Source organism: Streptomyces sp. NPDC001714 (genome assembly GCF_042892755.1).
Taxonomy (GTDB): domain Bacteria; phylum Actinomycetota; class Actinomycetes; order Streptomycetales; family Streptomycetaceae; genus Streptomyces.
This window is the reverse complement of record NZ_JBIAUL010000015.1, coordinates 161,131-177,291: the sequence shown is the minus strand read 5'-3', so window position 1 is coordinate 177,291 and position 16,161 is coordinate 161,131. Positions and strand designations below refer to the sequence as shown.

General features: G+C 72.1%; 14 protein-coding genes. 6 read left to right on the top strand and 8 right to left on the bottom strand.

All coding sequences use genetic code 11. The features are described from left to right. Window positions 1-8: 8 nt before the first annotated feature. The gene (locus ACFY0P_RS34380) at window positions 9-1,628 is read right to left on the bottom strand and encodes a hypothetical protein (RefSeq protein WP_388922120.1); all 1,620 of its coding nucleotides are present in this window, start codon (window positions 1,626-1,628) and stop codon (window positions 9-11) included. Between the two features lie 199 nt (window positions 1,629-1,827). Beyond that, on the bottom strand, window positions 1,828-3,213 hold the full coding sequence (locus ACFY0P_RS34375; protein WP_351702810.1) for a transcriptional regulator: 1,386 nt from the start codon (window positions 3,211-3,213) through the stop codon (window positions 1,828-1,830). 274 nt (window positions 3,214-3,487) lie between these two features. Here ACFY0P_RS34375 and ACFY0P_RS34370 point away from each other — a divergent pair, with 274 nt between their 5' ends. The 3 genes from ACFY0P_RS34370 (at window position 3,488) to ACFY0P_RS34360 (ending at window position 6,798) form a co-directional block, all read left to right on the top strand. Beyond that, on the top strand, window positions 3,488-4,150 hold the full coding sequence (locus tag ACFY0P_RS34370) for a bifunctional DNA primase/polymerase (protein ID WP_388922117.1): 663 nt from the start codon (window positions 3,488-3,490) through the stop codon (window positions 4,148-4,150). Window positions 4,151-4,435: 285 nt separating this feature from the next. Beyond that, the gene (locus ACFY0P_RS34365) at window positions 4,436-5,209 is read left to right on the top strand and encodes an ABC transporter ATP-binding protein (protein WP_388922114.1); all 774 of its coding nucleotides are present in this window, start codon (window positions 4,436-4,438) and stop codon (window positions 5,207-5,209) included. After that, window positions 5,206-6,798, top strand: coding sequence for a transporter (locus tag ACFY0P_RS34360; protein WP_388922111.1), 1,593 nt, complete (start codon window positions 5,206-5,208; stop codon window positions 6,796-6,798). The genes ACFY0P_RS34365 and ACFY0P_RS34360 overlap by 4 nt, the downstream gene beginning before the upstream one ends. Before the next feature lie 342 nt (window positions 6,799-7,140). Here ACFY0P_RS34360 and ACFY0P_RS34355 read toward each other — a convergent pair whose 3' ends face one another. Together ACFY0P_RS34355 and ACFY0P_RS34350 are read right to left on the bottom strand one after the other, a co-directional pair. Beyond that, window positions 7,141-8,001, bottom strand: coding sequence for an alpha/beta fold hydrolase (locus ACFY0P_RS34355; RefSeq protein WP_388922108.1), 861 nt, complete (start codon window positions 7,999-8,001; stop codon window positions 7,141-7,143). A 534-nt stretch (window positions 8,002-8,535) separates the two neighbouring features. Continuing rightward, on the bottom strand, window positions 8,536-9,228 hold the full coding sequence (locus ACFY0P_RS34350; protein ID WP_030941023.1) for a metal-dependent transcriptional regulator: 693 nt from the start codon (window positions 9,226-9,228) through the stop codon (window positions 8,536-8,538). Window positions 9,229-9,621: 393 nt separating this feature from the next. On the opposite strand from ACFY0P_RS34350, the gene ACFY0P_RS34345 reads away from it, so the two are divergent. Further along, complete coding sequence (locus ACFY0P_RS34345) at window positions 9,622-10,377, top strand: SIS domain-containing protein (RefSeq protein ID WP_388922105.1); 756 nt, start codon at window positions 9,622-9,624, stop codon at window positions 10,375-10,377. 7 nt (window positions 10,378-10,384) lie between these two features. Here ACFY0P_RS34345 and ACFY0P_RS34340 read toward each other — a convergent pair whose 3' ends face one another. Both ACFY0P_RS34340 and ACFY0P_RS34335 read right to left on the bottom strand, forming a co-directional pair. After that, window positions 10,385-11,806, bottom strand: a complete 1,422-nt coding sequence (locus ACFY0P_RS34340) for a PAS domain-containing protein (protein ID WP_388922102.1) — start codon at window positions 11,804-11,806, stop codon at window positions 10,385-10,387. A 114-nt stretch (window positions 11,807-11,920) separates the two neighbouring features. Further along, window positions 11,921-12,376: a GNAT family N-acetyltransferase gene (locus ACFY0P_RS34335; RefSeq protein ID WP_388922099.1), complete on the bottom strand. Its 456-nt coding sequence runs from the start codon at window positions 12,374-12,376 to the stop codon at window positions 11,921-11,923. A gap of 45 nt (window positions 12,377-12,421) precedes the next feature. Here ACFY0P_RS34335 and ACFY0P_RS34330 point away from each other — a divergent pair, with 45 nt between their 5' ends. Then, on the top strand, window positions 12,422-13,075 hold the full coding sequence (locus tag ACFY0P_RS34330; protein WP_388922096.1) for a class I SAM-dependent methyltransferase: 654 nt from the start codon (window positions 12,422-12,424) through the stop codon (window positions 13,073-13,075). A 438-nt stretch (window positions 13,076-13,513) separates the two neighbouring features. On the opposite strand, the gene pdxH is transcribed toward ACFY0P_RS34330, so the two are convergent. Then, on the bottom strand, window positions 13,514-14,206 hold the full coding sequence (pdxH, locus tag ACFY0P_RS34325) for a pyridoxamine 5'-phosphate oxidase (protein ID WP_388922093.1): 693 nt from the start codon (window positions 14,204-14,206) through the stop codon (window positions 13,514-13,516). Window positions 14,207-14,351: 145 nt separating this feature from the next. Here pdxH and ACFY0P_RS34320 point away from each other — a divergent pair, with 145 nt between their 5' ends. Next, window positions 14,352-15,452 carry a citrate synthase 2 gene (locus tag ACFY0P_RS34320; RefSeq protein WP_093501577.1) on the top strand — a complete coding sequence of 367 codons (1,101 nt, stop codon included), beginning with the start codon at window positions 14,352-14,354 and terminating at the stop codon, window positions 15,450-15,452. Between the two features lie 97 nt (window positions 15,453-15,549). Here ACFY0P_RS34320 and ACFY0P_RS34315 read toward each other — a convergent pair whose 3' ends face one another. Next, on the bottom strand, window positions 15,550-16,155 hold the full coding sequence (locus ACFY0P_RS34315) for a TetR/AcrR family transcriptional regulator (RefSeq protein ID WP_388922089.1): 606 nt from the start codon (window positions 16,153-16,155) through the stop codon (window positions 15,550-15,552). Window positions 16,156-16,161: the final 6 nt, after the last annotated feature.

Below are 16,161 nucleotides of genomic sequence, written 5' to 3'. Positions count from 1 at the left end.
GGCCGTGGTCACAGCTGGGTCGGCTGCCGCTGGGTCAGTCCGTACTTGCTCGCGATCGTGTTCCACAGCGCGGCCGCCTTCACCTTCTGGCTGCTGGCGGTGCCGCTCTCGCGGTTGCCGGCGGCGGTCTGGCCGGTGGTGCGGGCCTGGCCCTTGCGGCAGCCGTGCTTGCCCTTGGCCTGCTCGGCCCAGGCCGCGTAGTGGTTGTCGGCGTTCGCGGAGGCCTGCCAGGCCTTGGTGAGGGAGGCGCTCAGCTCGGCGTTGCCCGGCAGCTTGTCGACGGACAGCTTCGACAGCCGGGTGACCAGGTCGGCGCGCTGCTGGGCGGCGTTGCGCAGGTCGGAGGCGGAGCCGTCGAGGTTCTTGCACTGCTTGACCTGGGCGACGGCGTTGATCACCGAGGCGCGGCTGCTGCCGCTGTCGGCGAGCAGCTTGTCCAGGGCGACGGCCTGCGCCTTCGCGGGGTCGGCCGCGGCCGACGAGGACCCGTCGGTGGCCGAGGCGGACGCGGCGACCGTCTTGTTGGCGTCCGAGTCACCGCCGCCCCCGCTGAGCAGGGCACCGGCGCCGATGCCGAGCACGGCGATGCCGATCCCGACGGCCGCGATCAGCGGCACCTTCGACCTGCCGCCGCGGCCGCCCCGGCCACCGTCGTCGTCATGGTCGAAGGACGTCGGGGGCGGGGTGTACGCCAGCGGCTGCTGGTAGGCGGTGCTCTGGGGCTGCTGCTGGAAGCGCGGCAGGTGGGCCGTGGACATGGCCGGGGGCTCGCCGCCGGGCGCGCTGCGGAAGAGGTTGTCGAACTCGGCGGGCGGCTGCCGGTCGGCGCCACCGCCCTGCGGGCCGCCGCCCGGGTACGGCGCGATGTACTGCGTGGCCTCGGCGTCCGCGTGCGCCGCGGGGGCGGGCGGGCCGCCGAGGTAGGTGGTCTGCTCGTGGGACATCTCCGGCGGCAGCGCCCCGGGGCCCACCGGCGGTATGAGCTGGGTGGCGCCCTCGGAGGCCGCAGGCACCGGCGGTATGTACTGCGTGGCGCCCTCGTCCACCGGTGCGGCGGGCACCGGCGGTATGTACTGGGTCGCGCCCTCGTCGGCGGGCGGCAGCGCACCCCCGTAACCGCCGTGGGCCCCCTGCGGGACGGCGGGCGGCAGCGCGGCGCCCGGAGCGCCGTAGGGGTCCTGGGCGGCGGCCGGGGGCAGCGGGGCGCCGTACGGCTGCTGGGGCTGGGGAGCGCCGTAGCCGTACGACTGCTCGTAGCCGCCGTACGACGGGGCGGGCTCTCCCTCCGGCGGGAGCGGACCGGCGCCGGGGGCCTGGGCCTGGTCGGTGTGGGTCCGGCCGGCGTGCGACTGGGCGTTCCAGGCGGCCGGGAGCTGCTCCGGAGCGGCCCACTCCTGGCCGGCCGCCTGCGGCCAGCCCTGGCCGGGCTGCTGGGGCTGCGGGCTCTGCTCGTGGCCGGGGCCCCACGGCTGGCCCCAGGACCGGCCCTCGGACGGCGCGGCGGCCGGGGCGGGCGGCTGCGCTGCGGGGACGGGGCTGCCCGTCATACCCGGCAGCAGCGGCTCGCCACCGTCGGAGGGCAGCACGATGCCTTCGCGCGCGGGCTCGCCCTGTCCACTCTGCGTCACCGGGACTCCTACTAATGGGGGACCTTGTGAATCGGGCTCACGCTACCGGGTCCCCTCGGCAGGGTGCCACGCAGCCGAGGACGCGATCTTGTTCCCTGTGACAGCAGTAACAAAACCGCCCCGCGGTGCGCTGTATATGCCGCTTCTTGCGCGGCAACGTGTGGTTTCCCACACGTTCACGCACCCGCGGGGCAGGAATTCATGCGGCCGCCTGCAGATCCAGACGCGCTCCGAACTCCCTGACCACCGGTTCGTCCCGGAACGGCTCCAGTCGCTGCTGGAAGTCCTCCAGGTACTCGGCACCCCGGTTGGAGCGAACCGTCTCCAGCAGTTCGACCGCCTTCGTCCCGGTGGCACAGGCCTGTTCGATCTCACGCTGCTGCACCTGCGCTGTGGCGAGGAGCACATAGCCGATCGCCCGGCGCCGGGCCCGCGTCTCCGGATGCCCGTCCAGCGACTGCTGCGCGCACCTGGCGGCCGCCTCGGCCTGGCCCAGGTCGCGGTGGCAGTGCGCCAACTCGTCGGCCAGATAGGCCTCGTCGAAGTGCTTGATCCACGCCGGGTCGTCGCCGGACGCGGGATCGGCCGCCTCCATCGCCGACACCGCCCGCCCGGACGCCAGCTGCGCCGACCGCACATCGCCCAGCAGGGCGTGCCCACGGGCCTCGGCCGCAAAGAACATCGCCTCCGCACGCGGGGTCACGCGACCCCGCGCCCCCTCCTGCGCCGCCCGCGCCAACTGCGCGATCTCACGCGGGTTTCCGAGCTGGGCGGCGAGGTGGCTCATGGAGGAGGCGAGCACATAGCCGCCGTAGCCACGGTCGCCGGCCGCCTGCGCGAGGCGCAGCGACTGGATGTAGTACCGCTGGGCGAGCCCGGGTTGACCGGTGTCGACCGCCATGTACCCGGCCAGCTCGGTGAGCCGGGCGACCGCGGCGAACAACTCCCGTCCCACGGACTCCCGGTAGGACCCGGCCAGCAGGCCGGACACCACACTGTTGAGGTAGTGCACGACGACCGGGCGCACATGCCCGCTGCCGAACTGATGGTCCAGGTCCGTCAGCGCCTGCGTCATCGCCTTGACCGCCGCGACGTCCGACTGCCCGACCCGCGGCCCCGCCTGCCGCGCCACCTGCGCGTCCGGCGCCGAGATCAGCCAGTCCCGGCTGGGCTCCACCAGCGCGGACGCGGCGACCGAGGAACCGGACAGGAAGTCCCGGCGCCCCACGTCACTGCGCCACAGCTCGCAGACCTGCTCGATGGCCCCCAGCACCGTCGGCGAGAACTGGAGACCGACACCCGAGGCGAGGTTCTTGCCGTTGGCCATGCCGATCTCGTCGATCGTGACCGTACGGCCCAGCTTGCGCCCCAGCGCCTCGGCGATGATCGCGGGCGCCCGGCCCCGCGGCTGCTGGCCGCGCAGCCAGCGTGCCACGGACGTCTTGTCGTACCGCAGGTCGAGACCGTGCTCGGCGCCGCACATGTTGACCCGGCGGGCGAGCCCGGCGTTCGAGCACCCCGCCTCCTGGATGAGCGCCTGCAACCGTTCGTTCGGCTGCCGCGCGACAAGCGGCCTTGCGGCCATGGCGTACCCCCTGCGAACTCCCTGTAGGGAAAAGATCCGGCCTTTGCGATCACTGCCCAGCGGACATACCGAAAATGCGGGACATGCGAGGATTGCCGGGTAAAGGCGGCGGAACCACGGGTACGACCGCCACCAACCCCCCACGTGTGACTACCCGCTCACGCCCCGGTTCCTCCTGCGCGCCCCCACACGTGCATCCATGCGCCCCAGTTACGGGAAAGATGCTCCTCCCCCGCGCGCGCTACGCCCGTAACTCCAGGTGGGTGCGGGAGTTGTGTTGAGCGTGGAAGAGACGATCGTGGGCACCGAAGCCGCTCAGATTCCGAAGCAGCGTGGGGAATCGCTGCTGGAGACCGCCGTACGCTACGCCGAGGAGCGCCACTGGGACGTCTTCCCCGGCACCTGGCTGGAAGCGGTCGAGGGGGTGCAACGCTGTTCCTGTGGTGAGGTCGCGTGCGTCGCGCCCGGCGCGCATGCGACGCGCCCGGACTGGGCGACGCAGGCGACCGGTAGTGCGACGGTGGCGCGCCGGATGTGGCAGAAGCAGCCGACGGCGTCGATCCTGCTGCCGACGGGACGGACCTTCGACGCGCTGTCCGTCCCGGAGACGGCGGGGTTCCTCGCGCTGGCGCGCATGGAGCGGATGGAGCTGACGCTGGGGCCGGTGACCCTGACGCCCGACCGCCGGATGCAGTTCTTCGTTCTTCCCGGGGCGTCGGTGAAGGTTCCGGATCTGGTCCGGAAGCTGGGCTGGTCGCCTGCGTCGCTGGACCTCACGGCACTGGGCGAGGGCGCGTACGTGCCGGCGCCGCCCACACGGTACGGGTCGCGGGGGGCCGTGCAGTGGGCGTGCCGGCCGACGGCCGCGAACCGGTGGCTGCCGGATGCGGAGGAGTTGATCTCGCCGTTGGCGTATGCGTGCGGGAGGGATCGGTAGGGCGCCTGTTGGGCTGCCGGGTGCGATGTGTGCGCGAGTACAGGTCGCGTGTGGTTGCTCGCGCAGTTCCTCCCCCAGCCTTCGGCCGGGGGTGCCCCCAGCGCCCCTTACGGGGCGCTGCAGTCATGTCGGCTGCATAGCTGCGGGCAGGCGTGCCGCAGGGCGGCACGGGTGGGCGCTGGGGGTCCCCCCGGCCGAAGGCTGGGGGAGGCACCCTGCGAGCGCCGGCAAGCGAACCCCCCGCCCTACCCACCCGCACCCTCGCCGCCCCCTTAGGGTTCACCCATGACCGATGCCGTGCGTGTTCGTGGGCTCTGGAAACGGTTTGGGCAACAGGTGGCCGTCGGCGGGATCGACCTGTCGCTGCCCGCCGGGAAGTTCGTCGGGCTCGTCGGACCCAACGGCGCCGGCAAGACCACCACCCTCTCCATGGTGACCGGGCTGCTGCGCCCGGATCAGGGCTCCGTCGAGGTCGTCGGCCACGACGTGTGGCGGGACCCGGTGGCCGTGAAGGCCCGCATCGGCGTCCTCCCCGAAGGCCTCCGCCTCTTCGAACGGCTCTCCGGCCGCGAACTGCTCGGCTACTCCGGCCGCCTGCGCGGCCTCCCCGGCGCCGAGGTCGACAAGCGGGCCACCCAGCTCCTCGGCGTGCTCGACCTCGCCGGAGCCCAGCACAAACTCGTCGTCGACTACTCGACCGGCATGCGCAAGAAGATCGGGCTCGCCGCCGCTCTCCTCCACAACCCCGAAGTCCTCTTCCTGGACGAGCCGTTCGAGGGCGTCGACCCGGTGTCCGCGCAGACCATCCGGAGCGTGCTGGAGCGCTACACCGCCTCCGGCGCGACCGTCGTCTTCTCCTCCCACGTCATGGAGCTCGTCGAGTCGCTGTGCGACTGGGTCGCGGTGCTGGCGGCCGGGCGGATCCGCGCGACGGGCACGCTGGAAGAGGTACGCGGGGCGCATCCGACCCTCCAGGCCGCGTTCCTCGAACTCGTCGGCGCGAGCGGCCGGGACACGGCCTCCGACCTGGACTGGCTGGGCGGCGGGGCGGCCCGATGACGGACGTGACCGCCACCGTCGTACGGCTGAAGCTGTCGCTGCTGCGCAACGGACTGCGGCAGTCCGGCGGCCGGCGGGCCGCGTTCGTCGCGTCGGCGGTCGTCGCGCTGCTCTTCGCGGCACTGCAACTGCTGGGCCTGGTCCTGCTGCGCGGGCACGCGCACGCGGACGCGGTGGCGGTGCTGGGGGCCGCCGTACTGGCGCTGGGGTGGGCCTTCATGCCGCTGTTCTTCCCGGGCGGCGACGAGACCCTGGACCCGACCCGGCTGGTGATGCTCCCGCTGCGGCCCCGGCCCCTGGTACGGGCCCTGCTGGCCGCCTCGCTGGTCGGCATCGGTCCGCTGTTCAGCCTGTTGCTGCTGGTGGGCTGCGCGGTGTCGGTGGCGCACGGTGCGGCCGGCTACGGCGTCGCGGTCGTCGGCGTGGCCCTCGCGCTGCTGGTCTGCGTGGCCCTCGCGCGCACCGTGGCCACCGCGAACGTACGGCTGCTCAGCAGCCGCAAGGGACGGGACCTGGCCGTCCTGAGCGGCCTGGTCATCGCCGTCGGGGTGCAGCTCGTGAACTTCGGCGCCCAGAGCCTCGGTTCGGCCGGACTCGGCAGGCTCACGCCGGTGTCCGACGTGGTGCGGTGGCTGCCGCCCGCGTCGGCGATCGGCGCCGTCGACTCGGCGAGCGAGGGGTCGTACGGCACGGCGGTCCTCCAGCTCGGCCTGTCCCTCGCCGCGCTGGCACTGCTCGTCGGCGCCTGGGCGAGGACGCTGACCCGGCTGATGACCTCACCCGACGGCTCCACGCTCCAGGCACCCGACGCGGCCGGCCGGAGCCGTTCGCCCGAGGGCGGCGGTCTGGGGCGGCTGCTGCCCGGCGGACGCACCGGCACGGTCATGGCGCGCAGCCTGCGCTACGTGTGGCGCGACCCCAAGACCAAGGCCGCCTGGGTGACCTCGCTGGCCATCGGCCTGATCGTGCCCGTCTTCAACGCCCTGCAGGGCACCGGGTCGATCTACTTCGCCTGCTTCGCCGCCGGGATGCTCGGCATCCAGATGTACAACCAGTTCGGGCAGGACACCTCCGCCTTCTGGCTGGTGGCGACCACCATCTCGTCCCCGCGGGACGCCTACGCCGAACTGCGCGGGCGGGCGCTGGCCCTGCTGGTGATCACCCTGCCGTACGCCACGCTGGTGACCGTCCTGACCACGGCCATGCTGGGCGACTGGCCCCGGCTGCCCGAGGTGCTCGGCCTCTCCTTCGCCCTGCTCGGCGCGATGCTGGCGACCGGCGCCTGGACCTCCGCCCGCTTCCCCTACTCCATCCCCCAGGAAGGCCACAAGAACGTGGCCCCCGGCCAGGCCGGCCTCGCCTGGATCTCGATCTTCGGCGGCATGGTCTCGGCGGCCCTGCTGTGCTCGCCCGTCATCGCCCTCGCGATCGCACTGAACGTCAGCGCCGGGGGCGATGAGTGGACCTGGCTGCTCCTGCCGGTCGGCGCGGCCTACGGCGCGGCGATCACCTGGGCGGGGCTGCGCGCGGCGGCCCCGCGCACGGCGGCGAACCTGCCGGAGATCCTGACGGCCGTCAGCAAGGGCTAGCCGGGGCAACCCGTCAGGGACGGAAGCACCCCGTCAGGGGGGCGGGAGCAGCACCCCGTCAGGGGGGCGGGAGCAGCACACCGTCAGGGGGCGCGAAGCAGCACACCGTCAGGGGGCGCGAAGCAGCACACCGTCAGGGGGGCGGAAGCAGCACACCGTCAGGGGCGCGAAGCAGCACACCGTCAGGGGGGCGGAAGCAGCACCCCGTCAGGGGGCGGGAAGCAGGGCCCCATCCCGGGGACGCGGAGGCAGCGCCCCGTCAGGGGCGCGGGGAACTGCGCGACCAGCCACCACGGGCCCGCAGCCGCCTACATCGCACGGCCCCTGCCCCCTAGGCGCTCTTCACTCCCCCACCCGATCAAGAAACGGCTCCACAGCCGCCCGCCACGCCTCCGGCCGGTCATAGGGCAGCAGATGCCCGGCGTCCGCCACCTCGGCGTACTCCCCCTTCGGCAGCACCCGGACCATCTCCTGCGCCTCCGCCCGCCCCAGCTCCCCGTCCACCCCGCGCACGACCAGCGTCGGGCACGGCACCTGGGCCAGCTCCTCCCAGTGCGCGTCGTACACCCAGGTCTCCCGGGACCTCAGCATCCGGTCGGGGTCGAACACGGGCCGCCAGCCGTCGGCGCACTCGTGCATCACCTCGGCGTAGAACTCCCCGCGCGCGGGGTTCGGCCGCTCCACCCAGGGATCGTCCTCGCCGAACCACTTGCGTACGTCGGCGAGCGTGGCGAAGGGAACGGGCCAGGCCTTGAACCAGTCGGCCCACTCGCGCTGCGAGGCCGCGCCGAGCGCGGAGGCCCGCATGTCGCAGATGATCAGGCCCCGCACCAGTTCGGGGCGCTTCGCCGCGAGCTGCCAGGCGGTCAGCGCGCCCATGGCGTGGCCGATGAGCACGGCCGGGGCGAGGCCCAGCTGCTCGACGGCGGCCGCGGCGTCCTCGACGTAGGCCTCGCGGGTGTAGGCGGCCTGCGGGGGCTTGTCGCTCTGGCCGTGGCCGCGCTGGTCGAGGGCGACGGCACGGTGCCGGCCGCCGAGCCAGCGGGCGGTGGACGCCCAGTGCGAGGCGCGGCCCATCAGGCCGTGCAATAACAGCACGCCGGGAGAGGAGTGGTCGGGATCCTCCGTCTTGGGCGGGTCCGCGAACTCCCAGGCGGCGAGGTGTACGCCGCCGGCTCCTGTCACGTCGATGCGCCGTGCCATGGGCTTGGCACCCCCCTAGCTCCGCGTGCCTAGTGTCGCCTCGTATCGCTTCGTGGTGCTTCGGTACCCCTGCAGACTATCGAACCCCTATTCGAAAATCGGCTTCCTGCGGGCAACACCCCTCATTCGAGTGACCCCTCCCCAGGCATGATCGGCGTCACCGGGGGGATTTGTTCTGCGGGGGGCGGACCGCTCGGGGAAAACGGTCCGAGGGGATGACCCTGAGAGCTCGGGGCTCCGGGTCAGCACTGGGGAGGACAGGCCCCGGTACCGAAAGGTGCCGGGGCCAATCCCACGTCCGTGCACATGTCCGCGTCCACGTCTTCGGCACATCCTCCCCGCCCCCTCAGGTCATATGCCTCTCGCGACAGCCTCGCACGCGAAACGTTCCAGCGTTGCGATTCGGCGCACTGAATCTTGGAATCGACGCGTTCGACACACGCCGGAAAGACGTCCACCGGGAAGCGTCAACTTCCCCACGAGCAACGGAAGTTGAACGATGCTCCGATTCCGGCGACGCTCCGGTCCCGGCGCTCAGCGCTTGGCGACGAACACGTGGGAGGCGACGTCCGCCTCCAGCTCGGCCGCCTCGCCGCCGCTGCCCACCAGCACCCCGCCGGCCGACTCCGTCACGCTCACCACCGAACCGGGCTGCACCCCCGCCCGCCGCAGCGTGTACATCAGCTGCGCGTCGGTCTGGATGGGCTCGCCGATCCGGCGCACGACCACCGTCTTGCCGTCCGCGCCCGGATCCAGGTCGGCCAGCGACACCATGCCCTCGTCCAGGAACGGGTCCGCGCCGTCCTTCTCGCCCAGCTCCTCCAGACCCGGGATCGGATTGCCGTACGGCGACTCGGTCGGGTGCCGCAGCAGCTCCAGGACGCGCCGCTCCACGGCCTCGCTCATCACGTGTTCCCAGCGACACGCCTCGGCGTGCACCTGCTCCCACTCCAGACCGATCACGTCGACCAGCAGGCACTCGGCGAGCCGGTGCTTGCGCATCACGCGCGTCGCCAGCCGCCGGCCCTCGTCGGTCAGCTCCAGGTGGCGGTCGGTGGCGACCGACACCAGACCGTCCCGCTCCATCCGCGCCACCGTCTGGCTCACCGTCGGCCCGCTCTGGTCGAGCCGCTCCGCGATGCGGGCGCGCATGGGGACAACGCCTTCCTCTTCGAGCTCGAGGATGGTGCGGAGATACATCTCCGTTGTGTCGATCAGTCCGGACATTCGTGCCCCTCGATTACCTCTGCCGGAAACCCCGGCGGCGTGCGCTGGCCCTGAACCAATTCTGCCGGATCCCACTGACAAGCGGGGCACACCGGAAAAACGGGGGTGCGGACCGTCCTTCACCTGCGGGCCTGAGGGCTGCTCGCGCAGTGCCCCGCACCCCTGACGGGGCGCTGCAGTCACGTCAGCCACATAGCTGCGGGCAGGCGTGCCGCAGGGCGGCACGGGTGGGCACAGCCGGCACCCTGCCAGCGCCGGTAAGCGTCCCCACCCCCGACCCCAGCCCCCACCCACCCGCACCGAACCACCGGCCGTATTGACACCACCCTGGTCCAGACCTAAGGGTGATCGGCGACACAGAGACACAGACGCTGACGCTGCGAAGGGGCCCGCATGAGCGACGGCACACCCGCCGACCTGTTCTTCGACGCCGCCATCGGCCTCCTGCAACGGGTCCGCGACGAGGAGGCCGAGGCCATCGCCGCCGCCGGCACCCTCCTCGCCGACACCGTCGCCTCCGGCGGCCGGCTGTTCGCCTTCGGCGCCGGGCACTCCTCCCTCGCCGCCCAGGACGTCGTCTACCGCGCCGGCGGCCTCGCCCTCATGAACCTCCTCGCCGCCCCCGGCCTCGTCGGCGTCGACGTCATGCCCGCCACCCTCGGCTCCCGCCTCGAACGCGTCGACGGACTCGCCACCGCCGTCCTCGACACCTCACCCCTGCGCGCCGGCGACGCCCTCGTGATCATCTCCCTGTCCGGCCGCAACGCCCTGCCCGTCGAGATGGCCATCAGCGCCCGCGACCGCGGCGCCAAGGTCATCGGGGTGACCTCGGTCGCGTACGCCACCGAGACCACCTCCCGGCACACCTCCGGCACCTACCTCAAGGACCACTGCGACATCGTCCTCGACTCGAAGATCGCCGTCGGCGACGCCGAACTCACCCTCGACACCATCCCGGCCCCCTTCGCGCCCGCCTCCACGGTCGTCACCAGCGCCCTGCTCCAGGCCGTCCTCGCCACCACCGCCGCCACCCTCGCCGACCGCGGCACCGAACCCCCGCTGCTGCGCTCCGGCAACGTCGACGGCGGCCACGAATGGAACGCCCGCGTGTTCGAGGAGTACCGCGACCGGATCTTCTACCAGCACTGAACGGCAGTCACTGCTGCCGCTCCTTCTCAAGGTGGGCGAGATCCAGCGCGGTCGCGATACGCACGGCCACGTCCTCGGCGTACGTCGCGTCCATGCGCTCGAAACGGTTGCGGCCCGACCCGCGCAGGAACGTCACCACACCCAGCGTCCGCCCCCGGCTGCGCAGCACCGCGCACAACGCGTGCACCGCGTCCCCGGGCCACTGCCGGTCCAGCGCCCAGGCCCGCGCCCGGTCCGGCGGCACCGAACCGGCATCCGCCCGCACACTCCCGGCCCGCGCCACGCACTGCAACGCCGGATGCCCCTCCTCGTAGCGCACCGGCAGCCCCGCCGCGCCCGTCAGCATGCTCGGCCCCGGCGTCCCGGACGGCGTCGCCGCGATCCGCACCAGCCGCACCGGCCCCACCTCCCCGTCGGCCCGCGAACCGCCCACCACCCGGTCGATCACCGCGTGGTCGGCGAACCCGGCCAACGCGAAGTCCAGATGCACGGTGGCAGCCTCCGCCGGATCCTCGCACTCGGCGGCCGCACGGGCCGCACGATGCAGCTGGTTGGCCCGGAAGCGCAGCATCGCCGCCTCCTGCTCGGCGTGCTTGGCCTCCGTGACGTCCAGGAACAGCCAGCCGACCCCGAGCGGCACCGGCTCCTCCGCGAGCGGCGACGCCAACCGCAGGAACCCCGACCGCCAGCAGCGCCGCTGCTCGCCCTCCGCCGTCCGCACACTCACCCACATCTCGGCCGGCGCGGGCGGCGCCCCCTCGGCCAGCACATGCGTCAGCGCGCTCTCCAGGTCCTCCACACCCAGCGCCAGCAGCTCCCCCAGCGGCCGCCCGAGCGCCGACGTACGCCCGATACCGAGCGCCCGCGCGGCATGCGCGTTCACGACGGCGGGCCGCAGATCCGCGTCCACGAGTACGACACCCCAGGCCGCGTCCTCGAACAGCGCCTCGCTCAGCGCGATCGACCGCTCCAGGTCGATCTGCGCGTGCACCTCGCTGAACGCGCAGTACACACCCGCCGGCTTCCCGTCCGGCCCGCGCACGGCCGCCGACTGCGTCCGCACCAGCACCCGCCCGCCGTCCTTCGTGACCAGCGCGAACTCATGCACCTGCCGCCCCGGGGCGTGCATGGCCGACAACAGCCGCCCCTCCACCTCGTCGGCGTCCGCCTCACGCACCGCCCACCCGGCGAACCCGTGCCGCCCCACCGCCTCGGCCGCCGTCCACCCCAGGATCCGCTCGGCCTCACGGTTCCAGTGGGTGACGAAACCGTCCGCGTCGAACGCGCACAGCGCCGCGTCCATACCGTCGAGCAGCGCGGCGAGCAGGTCGGAGCCACCCGAGTCCTCCGGAACATCCCGCTCCGGATCCGGCTCGGGCTCGTCGGGCCCCAGCTCGTCCGTGGCCCCACTACGCCGGGAAGCACTCACCTGGACCCCCATCAGGCTCACTCACTGCCCTTCATTCAACTCGAACGTGACGCAGCCCACACCGTGTTCCCGCAAGATTGAAGGAATCGTTGCAACCCGCCGTCCACCTCCGCTTCACAGCACGAGCCGCAGGTCCACCCACTCGTCGCTCTCCCCGTCCAGCACATACCGCTCGACCTCGGCAAACCCGTACCGACGGGCAAACCGCAACCCGTCCTCATTGACACCCAGCACACAGGTCTCGACGACCTCGGCACCCTGCACGCGCGCGTACCCGAGCGCGTGCTCGTACAAGGCCGCCCCGAACCCCCGCCGCCGAAACTCCGGCAACACCCGCGCGATCACCGTCACCACCCCGTCGACCACAGGCCGCACGGTCGAACACCCCACGAGCACATCCCCGTCGTACGCGTTCTCCAGCCGATACCCCCGCGCAAGCCGCTCCCCCGCCTCCACCACCGACATGGCGGCAGGCGGCACCACCACGTTGTGCACATACCGCCACCGTTCCAGCGCCTCATCGCCGTCGACGAGGACCATCCGGAGATCACTCACGCGCCGTTTTGTCATGCACGGGATGCTAGGGGGCACCACAGAGCCGTACGCTGCACGCGCATGAAGGATCCAGGCGATCAGATCGCATACTGGGACAGCATCGGGGCCACGAAGACGTTCACCCACCCGGTCAACCTCACCTGGCTGACCGGAGTGGGCCGGACCGCTCGGATCCTGGACTACGGCTGCGGATACGGACGCGTCACCGCCGAGCTGAGCGAACACGGCTTCTCCGACGTGTCCGGCGCAGACCCCTCTCCCACACTGATCGCACGCGCCCGCCGACTCAGGCCGGACCTGCGGTTCACGGTCCTCACGTCCCCACCGGAACTGCCGTGCGATCCCGAGACCTTCGATGTCGTCCTGCTGTTCGCCGTGCTGACCTGCGTCCCGGACGACGACACCCGGCAAGCACTCGTCACCGAGCTCAACCGCCTCCTGACACCCGGCGGGCTGCTCTACATCAGCGACATGATCCTGCAGGACGACGAACGAAACCGACATCGCTACGCCACCCACGCCGACCGGTTCAACACCCCTTACGGAGTGTTCGCCACCGACGACGGCGCGGTCTGCCGACACCACGACATCTCGGAACTGCACACCCTCCTGCTCCTGTCCGACTTCGACCTGGTGGACGAGCACCCGATCAAGGTCACCACGATGAACGGCCACCAGTCGCAGGCCGTGCAAATACTGGCCCGCAAGCGGTGAGGCTCGGCCACCTGGCAGGGAGATCACGTGCCCGTTCGGGAAGCGGTCGGCAAACTGCCGCTGCCGAGCACCGCGATCGAACAACCGCGTCGTCGCCCGAACGGCTACTCCACCCAGCCGGAGGCAGCCCCGCCGGCATCTCCAAAAATCCCTTGAGCCCTGCCAACCAGCCTCGTAATGTGTGGGGCACCGAGGAAAGGAGGTGGTTCGGAGCATGTATGCACACCGGACGTCGGAGGTGGCTGCGGGCTAGCGCCCGTCACCACGCCAGTGCGGTGCCGGACCAGCGTGCGAGCGTTGCACGCAGTCGGCCAATCCAACGCAGTCACCCGACCCGCGAGCTCGCCGGTACGTCCGGCCGGCTTCTCCGCCGTATGGCGGAGGGACCCCGAGCTCGCGGGTCGTCTGCGTTTTCGGGGCCGGTAGGTCCCTAGGGCCTCAGGGGCTGAGGCGTTCCACGTGCCAGGTGCCGGCGGGGTCGGCGACGTAGCGGAGGCGGTCGTGGAGGCGGTTCTGGCGGCCCTGCCAGAACTCGACGGTCTGGGGGGCGATGCGGAAGCCGCCCCAGTGCGGGGGGACCGGGACCTGTTCGCCCTCGGGGTAGCGGGCGCTGAGCTCCGCGTAGGCGGCGTCGAGTTCGGCGCGGGAGTAGATGACCGTGGACTGGGTGCTGGCCCAGGCGCCGAGCTGGGAGCCGTGCGGGCGGGTGCGGAAGTAGGCGGCGGTCTCGTCGCGGCCGGTGCGGCGGGCGGTGCCGGTGACGACGACCTGGCGGGCGATGGCGTGCCAGGGGAAGACCAGGGAGACGTACGGGTTCGCGGCGAGGTCCTGGGCCTTGCGGGAGTCGTAGTTGGTGTAGAAGACGAAGCCGCGGGAGTCGTACTGCTTCATGAGGACCGTGCGGGAGCTGGGGCGGCCCTCGGCGTCGGCGGTGGCGACGACCATCGCGTTGGGTTCGTAGATCATGCCGTCGGCGGCGGCTCGCGCGGCCTGTTCGAACCAGCGGGTGAACTGGTCCATGGGGTGTTCGGCCAGGTCGTGTTCTTCGAGGCCCTCGGCCCGGTAGTGCTTGCGCATCGCGGCGGGGTCGAGGATGGGTTCGTCGGAGGCGGCGGCGTCGCGATCGGTCACGCGGTCATCTTGCCGTATGCACATATGGGTCCGGGGCACATGTGACGCATACCCACCGTGGCACTGAGTGCCGCCGGGCTCCCCAACTCTGGCACTCGGGGTTATGGTGCAGTTGCCTCCGCCTACACCCATGAGGAGCCGCCCCATGTCGGACTTCGTACCCGGGCTCGAAGGAGTCGTCGCGTTCGAGACGGAGATCGCCGAACCGGACAAGGAGGGCGGCGCCCTGCGGTACCGGGGCGTCGACATCGAGGATCTGGTCGGGCACGTCTCGTTCGGGAACGTGTGGGGGCTGCTGGTCGACGGGGCCTTCAACCCGGGGCTGCCGCCGGCCGAGCCGTTCCCGATCCCCGTCCATTCGGGTGACATCCGGGTGGACGTGCAGTCGGCGCTGGCCATGCTGGCGCCGGTGTGGGGCCTGAAGCCGCTTCTGGACATCGATGCCGAGCAGGCTCGGGAGGATCTGGCGCGGGCCGCGGTCATGGCGCTGTCGTACGTCGCCCAGTCGGCGCGCGGGCAGGGGCTGGCGATGGTGCCGCAGCGGGAGATCGACAAGGCGCACTCGGTGGTCGAGCGGTTCATGATCCGGTGGCGGGGGGAGCCGGATCCCAAGCACGTGGCGGCTGTGGATGCCTACTGGACCTCGGCTGCCGAGCACGGGATGAACGCGTCCACGTTCACGGCGCGGGTGATCGCCTCGACCGGTGCGGATGTGGCCGCGGCGCTGTCGGGTGCGGTGGGGGCCATGTCGGGGCCGTTGCACGGGGGTGCGCCCTCGCGGGTGCTCGGGATGATCGAGGAGATCGAGCGGACCGGGGACGCGGTCGGGTACGTCAAGCGGGCGCTGGACCGTGGTGAGCGGTTGATGGGGTTCGGGCACCGGGTGTACCGGGCGGAGGATCCGCGGGCGCGGGTGTTGCGGCGGACGGCGCGGGAGCTGGGGGCGCCGCGGTTCGAGATCGCGGAGGCGCTGGAGAAGGCGGCGCTGGAGGAGCTCCACAATCGTCGGCCGGATCGTGTGCTGGCCACCAATGTGGAGTTCTGGGCGGCGATCATGCTGGACTTCGCGGAGGTGCCGGCGCACATGTTCACGTCGATGTTCACGTGTGCGCGGACCGCCGGGTGGTCGGCGCACATTCTTGAGCAGAAGCGGACGGGGCGGTTGGTGCGGCCGTCGGCGGAGTATGTGGGGCCGGGGGTGCGGAGGCCTCAGGACATCGAGGGGTACGGGGACATCGCCCACTGAGGGGGCCGGCTGGGGAGCACGGGCGACTGCGGGTGCGTTGTGGCTTGTCGCGCAGTTCCCCGCGCCCCTGAAAAGCGGGCCCTTCGGGCCCTGCTTTTCATCCCAGCACCTCGTCCAGCAGTGCCGCCCACTGCGTCACCACCCGCTCCCGCCGCGCCCTGTCGTCGGTCAGGAGGTTGGCCAGGCCGAGGCCTCGTGCCATGTCCAGGAGGCCCTGGACCGTTTCCCGGGTGCCGGGGTGGGATTCGTCGGCGGCGAGGAGGTCGACGGCGATGCGGTGGGTCTCGCGGCCGACTCGGGCTTCCAGTTCCGTCACCCGGGGGCGGAGCTGGTCCTCGTTGGAGGCGGCGACCCACAGGTGGAGGGCGGCGCGGAAGAGGGGGCCGGTGTAGAGGTCGACGAGGGCGGAGACGGCTGCTCTGCGGTCGCCGGTCGCGCCCTGCGGGAAGAGGGCGCGCAGGGCCGTGGAGCGTTCCTCGGCGACGTATTCGACGGCGGCCGTGAAGAGGTCCTCGCGGGTCGGGAAGTGGTGCTGGGCTGCGCCCCGGGAGACCCCGGCGCGTTCGGCGACGACGGCGACCGTGGAGCCCGTCCAGCCGTGTTCGGCGAGGCAGGCGACGGCGGCTTCCAGGAGCCGCTGCCGGGTGGCCCGGCTGCGGTCCTGTTTCGGGGCGCGTTCCGCCGTACTCGCCCCCGTGCTCACACCCGT

Coding starts and splice junctions, on each gene's coding strand:
- ACFY0P_RS34345 (WP_388922105.1), top strand. CDS start 9,622: ATGAGCGACGGCACACCCGCCGACCTGTTCTTCGACGCCGCCATCGGC.
- ACFY0P_RS34320 (WP_093501577.1), top strand. CDS start 14,352: ATGTCGGACTTCGTACCCGGGCTCGAAGGAGTCGTCGCGTTCGAGACG.
- ACFY0P_RS34350 (WP_030941023.1), bottom strand. CDS start 9,228: ATGTCCGGACTGATCGACACAACGGAGATGTATCTCCGCACCATCCTC.
- ACFY0P_RS34360 (WP_388922111.1), top strand. CDS start 5,206: ATGACGGACGTGACCGCCACCGTCGTACGGCTGAAGCTGTCGCTGCTG.
- ACFY0P_RS34335 (WP_388922099.1), bottom strand. CDS start 12,376: ATGACAAAACGGCGCGTGAGTGATCTCCGGATGGTCCTCGTCGACGGC.
- ACFY0P_RS34365 (WP_388922114.1), top strand. CDS start 4,436: ATGACCGATGCCGTGCGTGTTCGTGGGCTCTGGAAACGGTTTGGGCAA.
- ACFY0P_RS34355 (WP_388922108.1), bottom strand. CDS start 8,001: ATGGCACGGCGCATCGACGTGACAGGAGCCGGCGGCGTACACCTCGCC.
- ACFY0P_RS34330 (WP_388922096.1), top strand. CDS start 12,422: ATGAAGGATCCAGGCGATCAGATCGCATACTGGGACAGCATCGGGGCC.
- ACFY0P_RS34375 (WP_351702810.1), bottom strand. CDS start 3,213: ATGGCCGCAAGGCCGCTTGTCGCGCGGCAGCCGAACGAACGGTTGCAG.